The sequence below is a fragment of the Bradyrhizobium sp. LM2.9 genome (genome assembly GCF_054056555.1).
Genome location: NZ_JBSRYJ010000002.1, coordinates 6640980 through 6656463, shown reverse-complemented (window position 1 = coordinate 6656463; position 15484 = coordinate 6640980). Strand labels below are relative to the sequence as shown.

The 15484-nt window shown below is 65.1% G+C and carries 13 protein-coding genes and 2 pseudogenes; 8 read left to right on the top strand and 7 right to left on the bottom strand.

Going from position 1 to position 15484, the window contains the following annotated elements; translation table 11 throughout:
- Window positions 1-2 precede the first annotated feature (2 nt).
- The 5 genes from ACVWW3_RS34080 (at window position 3) to ACVWW3_RS34060 (ending at window position 5667) form a co-directional block, all read left to right on the top strand.
- On the top strand, window positions 3-1040 hold the full coding sequence (locus ACVWW3_RS34080; RefSeq protein WP_456651756.1) for a ligase-associated DNA damage response exonuclease: 1038 nt from the start codon (window positions 3-5) through the stop codon (window positions 1038-1040).
- A complete protein-coding gene (locus ACVWW3_RS34075; RefSeq protein WP_456651757.1) occupies window positions 1037-2911 on the top strand; it encodes an ATP-dependent DNA ligase in 1875 nt (624 codons plus the stop codon). Before ACVWW3_RS34080 ends, ACVWW3_RS34075 begins: the two co-directional genes overlap by 4 nt.
- Before the next feature lie 314 nt (window positions 2912-3225).
- Window positions 3226-3528, top strand: a complete 303-nt coding sequence (locus ACVWW3_RS34070; protein ID WP_354053125.1) for a DUF6460 domain-containing protein — start codon at window positions 3226-3228, stop codon at window positions 3526-3528.
- A gap of 77 nt (window positions 3529-3605) precedes the next feature.
- Window positions 3606-4340 (top strand): MBL fold metallo-hydrolase, encoded by a 735-nt coding sequence (locus ACVWW3_RS34065; RefSeq protein WP_456651758.1) that lies wholly within the window; start codon window positions 3606-3608, stop codon window positions 4338-4340.
- Window position 4341: 1 nt separating this feature from the next.
- A complete protein-coding gene (locus tag ACVWW3_RS34060) occupies window positions 4342-5667 on the top strand; it encodes an MATE family efflux transporter (RefSeq protein WP_456651759.1) in 1326 nt (441 codons plus the stop codon).
- A gap of 9 nt (window positions 5668-5676) precedes the next feature.
- On the opposite strand, the gene ACVWW3_RS34055 is transcribed toward ACVWW3_RS34060, so the two are convergent.
- Together ACVWW3_RS34055 and ACVWW3_RS34050 are read right to left on the bottom strand one after the other, a co-directional pair.
- Window positions 5677-6774, bottom strand: a complete 1098-nt coding sequence (locus tag ACVWW3_RS34055) for a quinone-dependent dihydroorotate dehydrogenase (RefSeq protein ID WP_247338637.1) — start codon at window positions 6772-6774, stop codon at window positions 5677-5679.
- Entirely contained in the window at window positions 6771-7115 is a 345-nt protein-coding gene (locus ACVWW3_RS34050; RefSeq protein WP_456651760.1) for a DUF952 domain-containing protein, read from the bottom strand. The genes ACVWW3_RS34055 and ACVWW3_RS34050 overlap by 4 nt, the downstream gene beginning before the upstream one ends.
- Window positions 7116-7394: 279 nt before the next feature.
- On the opposite strand from ACVWW3_RS34050, the gene ACVWW3_RS34045 reads away from it, so the two are divergent.
- Complete coding sequence (locus ACVWW3_RS34045) at window positions 7395-8048, top strand: S24 family peptidase (RefSeq protein WP_456651761.1); 654 nt, start codon at window positions 7395-7397, stop codon at window positions 8046-8048.
- A 187-nt stretch (window positions 8049-8235) separates the two neighbouring features.
- Here ACVWW3_RS34045 and ACVWW3_RS34040 read toward each other — a convergent pair.
- The 5 genes and pseudogenes from ACVWW3_RS34040 to ACVWW3_RS34020 all read right to left on the bottom strand — a co-directional run bounded on the left by ACVWW3_RS34040 (window position 8236) and on the right by ACVWW3_RS34020 (window position 12544).
- Window positions 8236-9880, bottom strand: a pseudogene (locus tag ACVWW3_RS34040) (lysine--tRNA ligase).
- Between the two features lie 186 nt (window positions 9881-10066).
- Complete coding sequence (locus ACVWW3_RS34035) at window positions 10067-11005, bottom strand: transporter substrate-binding domain-containing protein (RefSeq protein ID WP_456672284.1); 939 nt, start codon at window positions 11003-11005, stop codon at window positions 10067-10069.
- Window positions 11006-11099: 94 nt separating this feature from the next.
- Window positions 11100-11690 (bottom strand): SCO family protein, encoded by a 591-nt coding sequence (locus ACVWW3_RS34030; protein ID WP_354103201.1) that lies wholly within the window; start codon window positions 11688-11690, stop codon window positions 11100-11102.
- A 24-nt stretch (window positions 11691-11714) separates the two neighbouring features.
- Window positions 11715-11909: a hypothetical protein gene (locus tag ACVWW3_RS34025; RefSeq protein WP_456651764.1), complete on the bottom strand. Its 195-nt coding sequence runs from the start codon at window positions 11907-11909 to the stop codon at window positions 11715-11717.
- A gap of 110 nt (window positions 11910-12019) precedes the next feature.
- Window positions 12020-12544: a hypothetical protein gene (locus ACVWW3_RS34020; protein WP_247338649.1), complete on the bottom strand. Its 525-nt coding sequence runs from the start codon at window positions 12542-12544 to the stop codon at window positions 12020-12022.
- Window positions 12545-12818: 274 nt separating this feature from the next.
- Between ACVWW3_RS34020 and ACVWW3_RS34015 the strand changes: the two genes are divergently transcribed.
- Both ACVWW3_RS34015 and ACVWW3_RS34010 read left to right on the top strand, forming a co-directional pair.
- Complete coding sequence (locus ACVWW3_RS34015; RefSeq protein WP_456651765.1) at window positions 12819-14477, top strand: FAD-binding dehydrogenase; 1659 nt, start codon at window positions 12819-12821, stop codon at window positions 14475-14477.
- Window positions 14478-14480: 3 nt separating this feature from the next.
- Window positions 14481-15402: pseudogene (locus ACVWW3_RS34010) on the top strand (alpha/beta hydrolase family esterase).
- Window positions 15403-15484 lie beyond the last annotated feature (82 nt).

Here is a 15484-nt window from a genome sequence, read left to right as displayed (position 1 = left end):
GCATGCGTCCGCAAGACATCCTGCTGCCCGTCGCGAGCGGCCTGTGCTGCAAGCCCGGCGGCTTCCACATCGACCCCATCCGGCCGGTCGAACGCGCCGTGATCACCCACGGCCATTCCGACCATGCCCGCGCCGGTCACGGCGCGGTGCTGGCGACGCAGGAAACGCTGGACATGATGCGGCTGCGCTATGGCGAGAATTTCGCCAGCTCGACGCAGGCGATCCGCTATGGCGAGGAGATCCGGCTCGGCGAGACCAGCGTGAAGTTTCATCCGGCCGGCCATGTGCTCGGTTCGGCACAGGTCGCGGTCACGTGCAAAGACACCTGCATCGTCGCCTCCGGCGACTACAAGGACGCGCCCGACCCGACCTGCACGCCGTTCGAGCTGGTGCCCTGCGACGTCTTCATCACTGAGGCGACGTTCGGCCTGCCGGTGTTTCGCCATGGCGACGCCGCCGACGAGGTCAAGAAGCTGCTGGCGTCGGTGGCGTTGTTTCCGGACCGCGCGCATCTCGTCGGCGCCTATTCGCTCGGCAAGGCGCAACGCGTGATCGCGCTGCTGCGCCAAGCGGGCTACGACGCGCCGATCTACCTGCATGGCGCGATGGAGAACATCACGCATTACTATCAGAGCCGCGGGATCGCGCTCGGCGAGTTACGGCCGGTGAAGGGCGTGAAGAAGGCGGCGCTTGCCGGCACCATCACGCTGGCACCACCATCGGCGACCTCGGATATCTGGACGCGGCGGTTTCCCGATCCGGTCACCGCATTCGCCTCGGGGTGGATGCGGGTGCGCGCCCGCGCGCGGCAACGCGGCATCGAGCTGCCGCTGGTGATTTCGGATCACGCCGATTGGGACGGCCTCACCGCCACGATCGCCGCGACCGGCGCCGGCGAGATCTGGGTCACCCACGGCCAGGAAGATGCGCTGGTGCATTGGTGCCAAAGCAAAGGCTTGCGGGCAAAGCCGCTCGATCTCGTCGGCTATGGCGACGAGGAGGAGACCGAGACACCGCTCGCTGACGAGGCCGAAGCATGAACCGCTTCGCCGAACTTCTCGACCGCCTCGCCTACGAGCCCGGGCGCAACAACAAGCTGCGGCTGATCACCGGCTATTTTCGCGAGGTTGCCGATCCCGACCGCGGCTATGCACTGGCCGCGCTGACCGGCGCGCTCAGCTTCAAGCACGCCAAGCCCGCGCTGATCCGCGACCTGATCGCGTCGCGCACCGATCCGGTGCTGTTTGGATTGTCCTACGACTATGTCGGCGACCTCTCGGAGACGGTGGCGCTGATGTGGCCGAAGTTGCATGGTAACGCGCCGTCTTTTCCGGGCTACCCCTCTCCCCCGCCCTCCCCCACAAGGGGGGAGGGAGCGCAGTTGCGCGCGGCGCTGTCAGTGAGCACGACAACTGGTAGCGATTCCCAAAGTGATGGACGCACGAACCTAACCGTTCCCTCCCCCCCTGTGGGGGAGGGTCAGGGAGGGGGGTACTCCGGAAGAGATGGCGATGAGTCCCCTCATGCCCGCAACCACAACAACCCACCGCCGCCGACACTGACCGAGGTCGTCACCACGCTGCGCACGCTCGGCAAGACCGAGCTGCCAAAGCAGCTCGAGCGCTGGCTCGACGAATTGGATGAGACCGGCCGCTGGGCGCTGCTGAAGCTCGTCACGGGCGCGTTGCGCATCGGCATCTCTGCGCGCCTGGCAAAGACCGCGGCTGCCGCGCTCGGCAACAAGGATCCGCATGAGGTCGAGCTGATGTGGCCCGGTCTCGCGCCGCCCTATCTCGACCTGTTCGCCTGGCTGGAAGGCCGCGGCGACAAGCCGGTCAACCGCGATCCCGCGCCGTTCCGCCCCGTGATGCTGGCGCATGCGATCGAGGACACCGATTTCGCACCACTCGATCCGGCCGACTACATCGCCGAATGGAAATGGGACGGCATCCGCGTTCAGGCAGTCGCCGGCCGCGACGAACGCGGCCACATCACCGCGCGGCTCTATTCGCGCACCGGCGAGGACATCACGGGCAGCTTTCCGGACCTCGTTCCGTCGTTGCGCATGCCCGGCGCCATCGACGGCGAGCTTCTGATCCTGCGCGAGGGCCGGGTACAGAGCTTTAACGTGCTGCAACAGCGGCTCAACCGCAAGGTTGTGTCTCCGAAGCTGATCAAGGAATTTCCGATTCACCTGCGCGCCTACGATCTGCTCGGCGACGACGAGAACGATCTGCGCGAACTGCCGTTCGCGGAGCGGCGGGAACGGCTGGAAGCCTTCATCGGGAAGCTCGACGATCCACGCATCGATCTCTCGCCCACCGTCCCGTTTGCGAGCTGGGAGGCGCTGACCGCCGCACGCGCCGATCCCGCCGGCGCCGGTGCCGGCGACGACGCGGACGCCGTCGAAGGCGTGATGCTGAAGCGGCGCGATGCGCCCTATTTGCCGGGACGGCCGAAGGGCCAATGGTGGAAGTGGAAGCGCGACCCGCACATCATCGACGCCGTGCTGATGTATGCGCAGCGCGGTCACGGCAAGCGCTCGTCCTATTATTCCGACTACACCTTTGGCGTCTGGACCGCAGGCGCGGGCGGCGACGAGCTGGTGCCGGTCGGAAAGGCCTATTTCGGCTTCACCGACGAGGAGCTGTTGCAGATCGACCGCTTCGTGCGTCGTCATACCACCGAAAAATTCGGCCCCGTCCGCCACGTCGTGCACGAGGGCGACAAGGGGCTGGTGCTGGAGGTTGCCTTTGAGGGGCTGCAGCGCTCGCCGCGGCACAAATCCGGCGTCGCGATGCGCTTTCCCCGCATCAGCCGCCTGCGCTGGGACAAGCCGCCGCGGGAGGCCGATCGGCTGGAAACGCTGGAAAAGATGCTGAAAGCGGAGGCGGCAGAGGTTGATGCGTGAGGGGAGACGGAGATCGGCCCGAGCGCCACCACGAAGGCAGCGCGCCCCCTCGCCCGCTTGCGGGAGAGGGTTGGGGTGAGGGTAGCTCCGCAGTGGGATTCCCCAAGAGAATAGAGCCCTCACCCGCGCCTTTGGCGCGACCTCTCCCGCAAGCGGGAGAGGTTGCAGCGAGCCTGCGGCACGATCATCCCACAACCAAGGCGAACCCGCCTGCCCGAATTAAAATCCCGTAAGCCGATTGACGCGTCGTTGCGGGTTCCCCATGTCCCCCGCCGTGCCTTATGATACGGTCGAATCCGCCCAAGGAGTTTGAGATGGCTCACGACGTCAGAGATTTGCCGGCCGGCCGCACGGATGGCCTGAACCGCTTTCTCGGCGGCTCGCCGCTGGCGGTCGCGTTTCGCCTGGTCCTGCTCTCGATCCTCGTCGGCGTCGTGCTGGCGGCGATCGGTTTCGATCCCTGGAATATCATCACCAGCATTCGTCTCTTGTTCCAGCGTTTGTGGGATCTCGGCTTCGACACCGTGAACTGGCTGTGGCGCTACTTCCTGCTCGGCGCGGTCATCGTGATCCCGATCTGGCTGCTGATGCGCGTCTTCGGCACGCCGCGCAGGTAAGTCGTTGTTTTGAGCATGATCTTGTCGGAAACCCGCTTCACACTTTTCCGGATCACGCTCTAGGGAGCTAGCGGCCGATGCAACTGCGCTTTGTCGGCTGCGGCGACGCCTTCGGATCCGGCGGCAGGCTCAACACCTGCTTCCACGTCTCGGGGCGCGAGGTCAACTTCCTGATCGATTGCGGCGCGTCGGCTCTGCCGGCGCTGAAGCGACTCGAGATCGACCGCAACGATATCGATCTCATCCTGATCACGCATTTCCACGGCGACCATTTTGCCGGGCTGCCGTTTGTCCTGCTCGACGCGCAATTCTCGCGGCGGACGCGGCCGCTCACCATCGCGGGCCCCAAGGGCATCGAGACGCGGCTGCGTGCGGTGATGGAGGCTCTGTTCGAGCACTCATCGAAGACGAAACAGCGCTTCGAGCTGTCCGTCGTCGAGCTCGCGCCCGAGCAGAGCCGAAGCTTCGGCGCGGTGACGGTGACGCCCTACCCCGTCGTGCACGGCGAATCCGGCGGTCCCTTCCTCGCCTATCGCGTCGAGGCCGAGGGCCGCACGCTGGCCTACAGCGCCGATACCGAATGGACGGAGATGCTCATTCCACTGGCGCATGGCGCGGATCTTTTCATCGCCGAAGCCTATATGTACGAGAAGGTGGTCAAGAATCACCTCAGCCTGAAGACCTTGGAACAGCACCTTCCCGAAATCGGCGCAAAACGCCTCGTCCTCACCCATATGAGCGAGGACGTGCTGTCCCGCCTCGACGACATCGCCCATCTCGCCGCCGAAGACGGCATGGTGCTCGTGTTCTGACATGCACGCCCCCGTTCACTTAGGGATCGGCTCCCGCCAGGTCTTCGCCATCGCAGGTCCCGCGATGGTCGCGAACCTCACCACGCCGCTGATCGGCGTGGTCTCGACCACCGCGATCGGACGGCTGGACGATGCCGCGCTGCTCGGCGGCGTCGCCATCGCGTCCGTCATCTTCGATTGCCTGTTCTGGCTGTTCGGATTCCTGCGCATGAGCACGCTCGCCTTCACGGCGCAGGCGCTGGGCGCCGGCGAGACGCGCGAGCTGACCGCTATCCTGGTGCGCGGCTTCATCGTGGCCGGCCTGATCGGCGTAGCGCTGATCGTGCTGCAACTGCCACTGGCCGCCGTGCTGTTCAACCTGATGGGCGGCAGCGAAGGCGTCACGCGCGCGGCGAAAACCTACTTCGTGATCCGGATCTGGTCGGCGCCGCTGGCGCTCGCGAACTACGTCATCCTCGGCTGGCTGGTCGGCCAGGCCCGCGCCAATCCGGCGCTCGCGCTCCAGGTCGTCATCAATCTCGTCAATGCGGCGGCGACGATCCTGCTGGTGCTGGTCTACGATACCGGCATCGCGGGTGCTGCGATCGCGGCGCTGCTGTCTGAAGCGGCCGGATTCGGACTCGGCCTGGTCGTCTGCCGCCGCCATGCGGACAGTGGGTTCGCGGTGCCATACGCGGCCCTGTTCGACCGGGCCAAGCTGATGCGGCTGCTGGCGGTGAATTCCGACATCCTGATCCGCACCGCGGCGCTGATCGCCGTGTTCCTGTTTTTCACCGCCAAGGGCGCGCGGGCCGGCGACGTCACGCTGGCCGCCAATTCCGTGCTCAACAACTTTCTGCTGGTCAGCGCCTTCTTCCTCGACGGTCTTGCGAACGCAGCCCAGCAGCTTTGCGGCCGCACGCTTGGCGCACGCGACGCCAAGGGATTTACGGATTCGACCCGGCTGGTGCTGCTATGGGGGCTCGGCTTCGCGTTGGTCGTGTCCGCGCTGTTCGCGCTGTTTGGGCCGAGCTTGATCGATTTCATGACGGCGAGCGAAGCCGTCCGTCGCGGCGCGCGGGAATTCCTGCCGTTCGTCGTGCTTGCACCCATTCCCGGCGTGTTCGCCTTCGGCTTCGACGGCATCTATATCGGCGCGACCTGGGCGCGCGAGATGCGCAATCTGATGCTGGCCTCGCTCGCGATCTTCTTCGCCGCATGGTGGGCGCTGCAATCGTTCGGCAATGCCGGACTGTGGAGCGCGCTGATTGCCTCCTACGTCTCGCGCGGTGGCTTGCAGGCCGCGCGCTATCCGGCGCAGTTCAGGAAGACGTTTCCGAAGCCGTAGCCCGATTGGCTACATCCCCGGCCAGTCTTCCGCCGTCAGCGTCGCGGCGTCGGCGCCGACGATCTCGGAGAGAGAATCCCTCCCGGTGCGCAAGAGCGTCGAGGTGAGGTCGCGCTTGATCTCGTCGACGAGGCCGAGGCCCTTGTAGATCAGCGACGAATAGAGCTGGATCAGGCTCGCGCCGGCGCGGATTTTCGTCAGCGCGGCGCCGCCCGAATCGACACCACCGACACCGATCAAGGGGAATGCGCCCTCGACCCGCACATAGGTCTCCGCGACCATCCGCGTCGACAGCCGGAACAGCGGCCGGCCGGACAGCCCGCCCTGCTCCTTTGCGCGCATCTCCTCGCGCAACGTGCTCGGCCGCGCGATCGTGGTGTTCGACACGATCATGCCGTCAACCCGGCGCGAGCGCGCGACCTGCACGACGTCGTCGAGCTGGGCGAGGCTGAGGTCCGGCGCGATCTTGAGCAGCACCGGCGTGTCGCCGGCCTTCTGGCGCACCCGCTCGCGCGCGTCGATCACCCTGGCGAGGAGATCGTCGAGCAGCGCGCCTTCCTGCAAATTGCGCAGGCCTGGCGTGTTCGGCGAAGAGACGTTGACGGTGAAATAGCTCGCCACCGGCGCAAAAGTCTCGATCAGCTTGACGTAATCATTGACGCGGTCCGGCGAGTCCTTGTTGGCGCCGACATTGACGCCGACGATACCGCCATGCTGCGCGCGCGCCGCGAGCCGGCGCAACGCGACTTCCGCGCCGTCATTGTTGAAGCCCATGCGGTTGATGACGGCCTCGTCGCGCTCCAGACGAAACAGCCGCGGCCGCGGATTGCCGCTCTGCGGTTTCGGCGTCACCGAGCCGATCTCGACGAAGCCGAAACCGAGCCGCAGCAGCGCATCCGGCACTTCGGCGCTCTTGTCAAAGCCCGCGGCCATGCCGATCGGATTGGAAAAATTGAGCCCGAAAGCGCGCACCGCGAGCTTGGGATCGTCAGCGCGCGGCTTGACCGGCGGCAGGAAACGCAGGCCCTGGATGGCGAGGCGATGGGCATCCTCCGGATCGAGCCAGCGCAACACCGGCAGCGAGAAAGCGTCGAAAGCGCGGATCACGGGGCAAGCTCCGGGACGTCATGGCCGCCATCGGAGCGCGTGTTGAGGTTGATCACCGCGATCACCGCGCCGAAATCGAGCTCGCCATAAAGATGCGGAAACAGCTCCTCATTGCGCGAGCGCTCCCAGCGCAATTCGCTGCCGAGCGCATCGCCGTCAACCTCGACCAGGAACAGCGCGCGCTGCCCGAAATAATGCTTGCGCAAGGTCTCGGGAACCTGGGTCGCGGTGGAGAAATGGATGAATCCGTCGCGCGCATCGTCCGCGCTGCCGCGGTAGACACCCTGCCGTTCCGCCTCGCGCCAGGCCGAGGCCGGACAGATTTTGTAGATCTTGACCACCGCTTACGGAGCCCTTTGAGTTGCTTGGGTTTTTTCGTCTCTTGCGGGTCTTAAAACCCGGGCGCGACCGTAATGGCGCCCCCGTCCGAACTCAAGAGTTAGAGCCATTTCCGGTCCGATGAAATCGAACCGGGACTCTAAATTCTTGTTTGACGCGTTTTCTTTGCGCGAACCGGCATCCACTTCGCTTGAAAACGCTTTCCCGCCCCCTTGCGCGAAAAACGGAAAACCGGTTGATTTGAGGATAGTTTTCCTGAGTTGCGACGGGCTGGACCTTCCATGGTCAGGCAGGCCAAAGCGCAGAGGATGCTCACTCACGACCAGATCTGGGTCGCACTGGATCGGCTGGCGGCGCGCGCCGGCTTGTCGCCGTCCGGCCTCGCCAAGCGCGCCGGGCTCGACCCCACCACCTTCAACAAGTCCAAGCGCGTCACCGCCGACGGCCGCGAGCGCTGGCCCTCGACCGAATCGATCGCGAAAGCGCTGGCGGCGGCGGATTCGTCGATCGACATTTTTGCCAGGCTGGTCGACGACGAGGCCGGCGACGGCCGCTCGGTACCGCTGCTCGGCTTCGCGCTGGCGGGCGCGAGCGGCGCCTTCGACGAGTCCGGCTTTCCCATCGGCAAGGGCTGGGCCGAATTTGCGCTTCCCACCGCCGAGGACAGCCGCAGCTTCGCGCTGCACATTTCCGGCGAAGCGCTGCAGCCCGCCTATCGCGACGGCGACGTCATCCTGGTCTCACCCGGCGCGCCGATCCGCAAAGGCGATCGCGTGGTGGTGAAGACAAGAGCGGGCGAGGTCACGGTGGCGACGCTGAAGCGCCGCACGGCAAAGGCCCTGGAGTTGCAGCCGCTCGATCCGACACAGGCCGAGCGGACGATGGCGGCGAGCGAAGTGGCGTGGGTCGCAAGGATCGTATGGGCAAGCCAGTGAGGGAGCGTTATGCGCCGCACACTCGGCGTCGTCCTGGCGAAAGCCAGGACCCATTACCCCAGGGAGCAGTAGTCACGAGAGGTGGTCACTCCGAATCCCCGTAACCACATCCGACGGTGGTTATGGGTCCTGGCTTTCGCCAGGACGACATTGTGGAGAGATCACGCAAACAACAAATTGGACACCCTCACGCACTCCGCGCCAGCGCGCCGTCGATCATGTTCATCGCGTTCTGCACGCCATAGACCGCGACAAAGGAGCCGAAGCGCGGGCCCTTTTCCTGGCCGAGCAGCACCTGGTAGAGCATGTTGAACCAGTCGAGTGTCACGCCCGGACGACCGTCCTTGCCCTTCTTGACCTGGTCGAGGAAGGGATCGCGGCGGCCGATCTCGTAGACGACGTTCTGGATGTCCTCCGGCGTTGCGTCCTGGGAAAGCTGCGACAGCGCGTCGCGCAGATCCTGGAGCGCTGCGCGCTCTGTCTCGGTCGGTTCGCGGAACGTCTTCGTCGGCGCCACGAAGTCGCGATAATAGTTGATGGCATAGCCGACCATCGCATCGAGCTTGGGATGCGTCTGCGGCGACACGCCCGGACGATAACGGCCGATAAAACCCCACAGCGTCTCGGCATTCTCCGCGTTCGACGACGACACCAGCGTCAGCAAGAGCTGGAACGTGACGGGCATATCGAACTTCGGCGGGTTGCCACTGTGGACATGCCAGACCGGATTGCCGAGCTGCTGCTTGGCGTCCTGCTTGGCGAAGCCGTCGATGAACTGCTGATAGTCGTCGACGTTGCGCGGGATGACGTCGAAATACAGCCGCTTGGCCGCCTTCGGCTCGCGATACATGAACAGCGACAGCGATTCCGGCGAGGCGTAGCGCAGCCATTCGTCGATGGTCAGACCGTTGCCCTTCGACTTCGATATCTTCTGGCCCTTGTCGTCGAGGAAGAGCTCGTAGTTGAAGCCTTCCGGCGGCGTGGCGCCGAGCGCCCTCGCGATCGCGCCGGAGGAGTTTTACGGAGTCGATCAGGTCCTTGCCGGCCATCTCGTAATCGACGCCGAGCGCGACCCAGCGCATCGCCCAATCGGCCTTCCATTGGCACTTGACGTTGCCGCCGGTCACGGGCGTCTCGACTTCCTGGCTGGTGTCGGGGTCGACATAGGTCACCGTGCCGGCAGCGACGTCGCGGCGGATCATCGGCACCTGCAGCACGACACCCGTGATCTTGCTGATCGGGAGAAACGGCGAATAGGTCGCGCGGCGGTCGGGTCCGAGCGTCGGCAGGATGATCGCCATCACCTTGTCGTAAGCCGCCAGCATCTTGAGCAGCGTCGCGTCGAAACGGCCGGACGTATAATAGTCGGTCGAGCTCGCGAATTCGTAGTCGAAGCCGAAATGATCGAGGAAGGCGCGCAGCCGCGCATTGTTGTGGTGCCCGAACGACGGGTACTCGTTGGAGAACGGATCCGGCACGCGCGTCAGCGGCTTGCCGAGATGCGCAGCCAGCATCTCCTTGTTGGGGACGTTGTCTGGCACTTTCCGAAACCCGTCCATGTCGTCGGAGAACGCGAGCAGGCGCGTCCTGATCTTGTTTTCGGTCAGCACATGGAAGGCGTGCCGCACCATCGATGTGCGCGCGACCTCGCCGAAGGTGCCGATATGCGGCAGGCCGGACGGGCCGTAGCCGGTTTCGAACAGCACCTCGTCCTTCGGGCTTTTCTTCAGCCGCGCGACAATGGCCTTCGCCTGCTCGAACGGCCAGGCGTTGGATTGTTCGGCGAGCGCACGCAGATCGCTCGGGTTTGCGGCAAGATCGATAACGGACATCTAGGAGCCTCCGGGCCGCGGAAAATAGCGATTTCCGGGCAGAATGCAATTTTGCGAGACCCTCACCCTGAGGAGCGCGCTCTTCGCGCGCGTCTCGAAGGGCGAGGCCACCAGCGGGGCCTTCATCCTTCGAGACGCTTGCTGCGCAAGCTCCTCAGGATGAGGAATTGGTAACGGCGCGTGGGACTAAAACGGGCTCACCGAGAAATACCGCAGCCACAGATCCGTGTAGCGGCCTTTTTCCCAGACACGGAACATCGCCCAGTTCAGGGCCTGGCGCAGCACGTCGTTGCCCTTGCGCACGGCGATGCCGATGCCCTCGCCGAAGAAGCGGCTCTCGACGAAGGGACCGCCGGAGAAGGCGCAGCAATCGCCGGAATCGGAGCCGTTGATCCAGAACGCGAGCGAGATGGCGTCGCCGAAGATGAAATCGACCTCGCCCTTGCGTAAAGCACTCCGCATAACGTCGTCATTGGGATACGGGTGCAGCTCGGCGTCGGTGAACATCGCCTTGAGATAGGCTTCATGCGCGGAGCCGGCGATGACGCCGACCTTCTTGCCCTCGAGATATTCGGGCCGGATCTCCGGCATCACCGCGTCCTTGCGCGAGGCGAAGCGCGCCGGCACGCGGTAATAGGGATCGGTGAAGTCGACGCGGGCGCGGAGCTGCGGGCTCACCGCCCCCATCGAGGCAATGATGGCATCGCCCCGGTTGGAAGCGAGCGCGTCCACCAGCGTCTCGAAGCGGCGCATCTGCACCGTGCAGGTGACCTTGATCTCCTCACACAGCGCGCGGGCGAGATCGACGTTGAAGCCGGCCGGATTGCCGTCGGCGCCGGTGTAGTTGAAGGGCGGATAGTCGGTCTCGGTCAGGAAACGGATCACGGTCAGACGCGACAGGTCCGGCCGCTCCGGCCGCCGCCGCGGGTCCCAGAAGCCGGGCACGGCCTGCGGGGCCGCCTGGGGTCTCGCCTGCGGTGCGGCTTCGGGCGCCGCGGAAGGCTGCTTGGCCGGAGTCTGGGCTTTTGCGCCGGACAGGCCCGCGAGCAGACAAACGCCGGCCGCCAGCCCAAGCAGGACACGGCGCACGGTCTGAAGCGGTTTTACCTGTCGCGGTGCGGCCATTGGCGGGAAATGAACGAATTTCGTTGAGATCGGAGGGCCTTATAGACCATCCCGCCGGGGAACGCGAGCGCCGATTGCGGTTAGACAAGGACCTTCAGAGATACCGCTTCAGCTCCACCGCGGCCTCTTCCGGCGTGCGCTTCAGGTTGAATGGCGAGACGAAGCGGCCGTCGCGGTCCATCAGATAGATCAGCGCGGTGTGGTCCATGGTGTAGTCGCCGTCCTTGGTTGGGACCTTCTTGGCGTAGACCCGGTAGGAGGTGATCACCTTGGCGGTCTCGGCGGGATCGCCAGAGAGGCCTTCGAGGTGCGGGTCGAAGCTCGACAGATAGTCCTTCATCGCCGCGGTCGTATCGCGCTCGGGATCGACCGAGATGAAGACCGCGTTGACCTTGTCGGCATCCTTGCCCAGCGCGCGCAGCACTTCCGAGATCTCGAACAGCGAGGTCGGGCAGACATCGGGGCAATGGGTGTAGCCGAAGAAGATCAGGGTCGGCTTGCCCTTCAGGTTCTTGTCTGTGAAGGCCTTGCCGTTCTGGTCGGTGAGCTGGAACGGGCCGCCGATCGCGGCCGGCTGCGCCACCTTGCTGACCCCGCCCATGGCCCAGAATACGATCAGGAGCCCGAGGACGAGGCTTGCAGCGAAGGCGGTCGCGATTACCAGCGGACGGGCGGCTGAACTCATGAGCGGAAAACTTCCTGTCGCGGGTCAGAAGCAGGCGGAAAAGCCAGTCCTGATCATTTCGAAGAACACCTGGCTGCCATAGTGGAACCAGAGCGCGAGCACGCCGAGCACGACCAGGCCGCCGACGCCAGCACCTGCCAACAGCAGCACGAACGGCGTCCGGCCGGCAGTGGGCGAATTGTCCGATACAGGATGGGTAGGGTGCAGTGGTTGAGCCATGACAACGATCGGGGCGAAGGCCCTGGTTCCCAGGCTTTCAGATAGGCTTTGAGCCGCCTGGGGGCAAGGCGCCGCTGGCGACCCAAAAGGATCCCGTCATGCTGAGGATCTCAGTGAAAGACCTGGCCCCGAGCGGACTCGAGCTGTTCCGCTTCCGGCAGAGACCGGCGCGACGGCGGCTTGATCGCCGACGCCTGCGCGTCCAGGTAGCAGGGCTTGTACATGGCCTGGAGCTGTCTGCCCCTCAGGAACAGCATATGCGGGGTGAGGCCGCCGCGCTGATTGATCCAGCGTTTCACCTGCGACGGATACATCGCATAGAGCATCTGGGTCGCTTCGGAATTGGTCACGGCGCGGCCATTGGTGCCGAAATCCCAGGCGGCGTGGAAGCCCAGCGTCGCATGCGAGGTCACACAGATACGGTCATGCGGGATGGCCCCGAGGACGATGGTGCAGGCCGAGGCGCAGAGGCCGTCGATGATGACGGTATCACCGGACTGGCGCAGGTCCTGGTATTTGTCGACGTAGGTCCCGATCCGGCCGCCGCGGTCATCCGCGATCCGGACCACCGCGTGAGAAGCCCCCATGCTCGCGATCAGGAGAACCGCCGCGAGCAACCCCGTCAGAAATTTCATTATCCCCCGCCCCAGTCGAATTCGAATCTGTGTGTCAGGTGGTGATGCCCTGCTAGGGTCCGTCGTAACCGCGGTTTTGTCTAGGCATGCCGGCTCGCTCAAAACAAATTCAAATCCAGTGTTGCGCCCGCGCTGCACTCGGGCGGTCTTTTCCCGAAGTGGAACAAGTTAACGATGGCTTCCGCGCCATACTCTTGATCTCAGTTGCAACCGCTGGCTTCAATCCGGGCAACTACAGGGGGAACCGATGGAGGGGGAACACTTGGCTAAACACTTGGCTGAAGAGACAGACGTCATCGTCGTCGGCGCAGGATTGTCGGGCCTCGTGGCCGCAACCGAGATCGCCGATGCGGGCAAGCGTGTGATCGTGGTCGACCAGGAGGGCGAGCAGTCGCTCGGCGGCCAGGCGTTCTGGTCGTTCGGCGGATTGTTTCTGGTCGATTCGCCGGAGCAGCGCCGGCTCGGCATCAAGGATTCCTACGAGCTTGCGATGCAGGACTGGCTTGGCACCGCCGGCTTCGACCGCGACGAGGATTTCTGGCCGCGCCAATGGGCCGAGGCTTATGTGGCATTCGCGGCCGGCGAGAAGCGCAACTGGCTGCGTGCGATGGGCCATCGCATCTTCCCCGTGGTCGGATGGGCCGAGCGCGGCGGCTATGACGCGATGGGCCACGGCAATTCGGTGCCGCGCTTTCATGTCACCTGGGGCACCGGGCCCGGCATCGTCGAGCCGTTCGAGCGCCGCGCGCGTGAGGCCGTCAGAGGCGGCCGGCTGAGCTTCAGGTTCCGCCATCGCGTCGATGCGCTGTCCGTCACCAACGGCACGGTGGATGGCGTCAGCGGCGCCGTTCTCGCCCCCGACAATGTCGAGCGGGGCAAAAGCTCGACGCGCAATGTCGTCGGCGAGTTTGCGTTGAAGGCGCAGGCCGTGATCGTGGCGTCCGGCGGCATCGGCGGCAATCACGAGCTGGTGCGGCAGAACTGGCCGAAGCGACTCGGCGCGCCGCCGAAATTCATGATCTCCGGCGTGCCCGAGCATGTCGACGGCCGCATGATCGGCATCACCGAGAAATCAGGCGCGCGGCTGATCAACCGCGACCGCATGTGGCATTATGTCGAAGGCATCCAGAACTGGAATCCGATCTGGCCGCGCCACGGCATCCGCATCCTGCCCGGCCCGTCCTCGATGTGGTTCGACGCCACCGGCACGCGATTGCCGGCGCCGCTCTTCCCCGGCTCCGACACGCTCGGCCAGCTCCAATACATCATGTCCACCGGCTATGATTATTCCTGGTTCATCCTGACCCAGAGCATCATCAAGAAGGAGTTTGCGCTGTCGGGCTCGGAGCAGAACCCCGATCTCACCGGCAAGAGCTGGGGGATGACCTTGCGCCGCGCCATCAACAAGGGCGCGCCGGCGCCGGTGGAAGCGTTCAAAAACCATGGTGTCGACTTCATCGTGCGCGACAAGATCGAGGATCTCGTTACGGCGATGAACAAGCTCGCTGGCAGCGACCTCCTCAAGCTGGAGCACATCAGGATGCAGATCGAGGCGCGCGACCGCGAGATCGCCAATCCTTACGTCAAGGATGCGCAGGTGATGAACATCCACAATGCGCGGCGCTATATCGGCGACAGGCTGATCCGCACGGCTCCCCCGCACCGCATCCTCGATCCCGCGCAGGGACCGCTGATCGCGGTCAAGCTCAACATCCTCACCCGCAAGACGCTGGGCGGTTTCGAGACCGACCTCTCCTCACGCGTGTTCGGCGAGGAGGGCAGCGTCATTCCGGGCCTCTACGCAGTGGGCGAAGCCGCCGGCTTCGGCGGCGGCGGCGTGCACGGCTATCGCTCGCTCGAAGGCACGTTCCTCGGCGGCTGCCTGTTCTCGGGCCGCAATGCCGGACGCGCGGCGGCGAAGGCGGTGAGCTAGATCATGCGGCGGTGGATGCGCATCGCGGCGCTTGTTGCGGCATTGGCCGCCGCCTCGGCTGCGTCCGCCGATACGATCGACATCGACGGCGTGAAGCGGTCCTACACCGCGCAACTTCCGGCGAAGCGGCTTGTGCCGCTCGTGGTCGTGCTGCATGGCAAGACCCAGCGCGGCGCCGACATGATGACGCGGACGGCATGGCCGCAGGTCGCAAAGCGCGAAGGGTTTGCCGTGGTCTTTCCCGATGGCCTCAACCATGCATGGGCCGACGCGAGGACCAAGGCGGGACCCGCGCTCCGTGGCCCGCCCGCAGGCACCGACGACGTCGCCTTCATCGCAAAGCTCGTCGAGAAGCTGGTGGCGAACGGCACCGCGGACCCTCGCCGCGTCTATGTCACCGGCATCTCCAATGGCGGCGCCATGGCGATGACGCTGGTCTGCGCCCGCGCCGATCTGTTTGCTGCCGGCGCGAGCGTGATCATGAATCTCACCGACGAGGCCGCCGTCACGTGCCATCCGTCGCGGCCGCTGCCGATGCTGTTGATGAACGGTACGGCCGACCCGCTGGTCCCCTACGAGGGCGGCCGCGGCAGGATCGAGCTATTATGCCGCAGACGGGTTCTGGTCCACCGACGAGACGCTGGCGTTCTGGCGCAAGCTCAACGGCTGCGAGACCGACAACGCCGACATGACCGATTTGCCCGACAGGGCGCCCGCAGACCAGTCCACGGTCACACGGATCTCCTCGCGCTGTCCTGATGGGCACGACGTCGTGCTTTATCGCATCAATCGAGGCGGTCACCGCATGCCCGGATTTTCTCCGGATGCCCGCTTCCCGAAGGTCGCAGCCGGCCTGCTCGGGCCGCAGAACGGCGACATCGACGGTGCCGAGACGATCTGGACTTTTTTCAGCCAGTTTCCGTAGGGAGTGCATGCATCGACGGCGGCGCATGCGTGCTCGGGGTGGCACGGAGCAAGCCGCTGCGCTAGACAGGGCCGCCATTCAA

What these genes read in the sequence shown, in the direction of transcription:
- ACVWW3_RS34075 (WP_456651757.1), top strand. Translation starts at nt 1,037, where the DNA reads ATGAACCGCTTCGCCGAACTTCTCGACCGCCTCGCCTACGAGCCCGGG.
- ACVWW3_RS34060 (WP_456651759.1), top strand. Translation starts at nt 4,342, where the DNA reads ATGCACGCCCCCGTTCACTTAGGGATCGGCTCCCGCCAGGTCTTCGCC.
- ACVWW3_RS34035 (WP_456672284.1), bottom strand. Translation starts at nt 11,005, where the DNA reads ATGGCCGCACCGCGACAGGTAAAACCGCTTCAGACCGTGCGCCGTGTC.
- ACVWW3_RS34065 (WP_456651758.1), top strand. Translation starts at nt 3,606, where the DNA reads ATGCAACTGCGCTTTGTCGGCTGCGGCGACGCCTTCGGATCCGGCGGC.
- ACVWW3_RS34045 (WP_456651761.1), top strand. Translation starts at nt 7,395, where the DNA reads ATGGTCAGGCAGGCCAAAGCGCAGAGGATGCTCACTCACGACCAGATC.
- ACVWW3_RS34070 (WP_354053125.1), top strand. Translation starts at nt 3,226, where the DNA reads ATGGCTCACGACGTCAGAGATTTGCCGGCCGGCCGCACGGATGGCCTG.
- ACVWW3_RS34080 (WP_456651756.1), top strand. Translation starts at nt 3, where the DNA reads ATGCGTCCGCAAGACATCCTGCTGCCCGTCGCGAGCGGCCTGTGCTGC.
- ACVWW3_RS34030 (WP_354103201.1), bottom strand. Translation starts at nt 11,690, where the DNA reads ATGAGTTCAGCCGCCCGTCCGCTGGTAATCGCGACCGCCTTCGCTGCA.
- ACVWW3_RS34020 (WP_247338649.1), bottom strand. Translation starts at nt 12,544, where the DNA reads ATGAAATTTCTGACGGGGTTGCTCGCGGCGGTTCTCCTGATCGCGAGC.
- ACVWW3_RS34025 (WP_456651764.1), bottom strand. Translation starts at nt 11,909, where the DNA reads ATGGCTCAACCACTGCACCCTACCCATCCTGTATCGGACAATTCGCCC.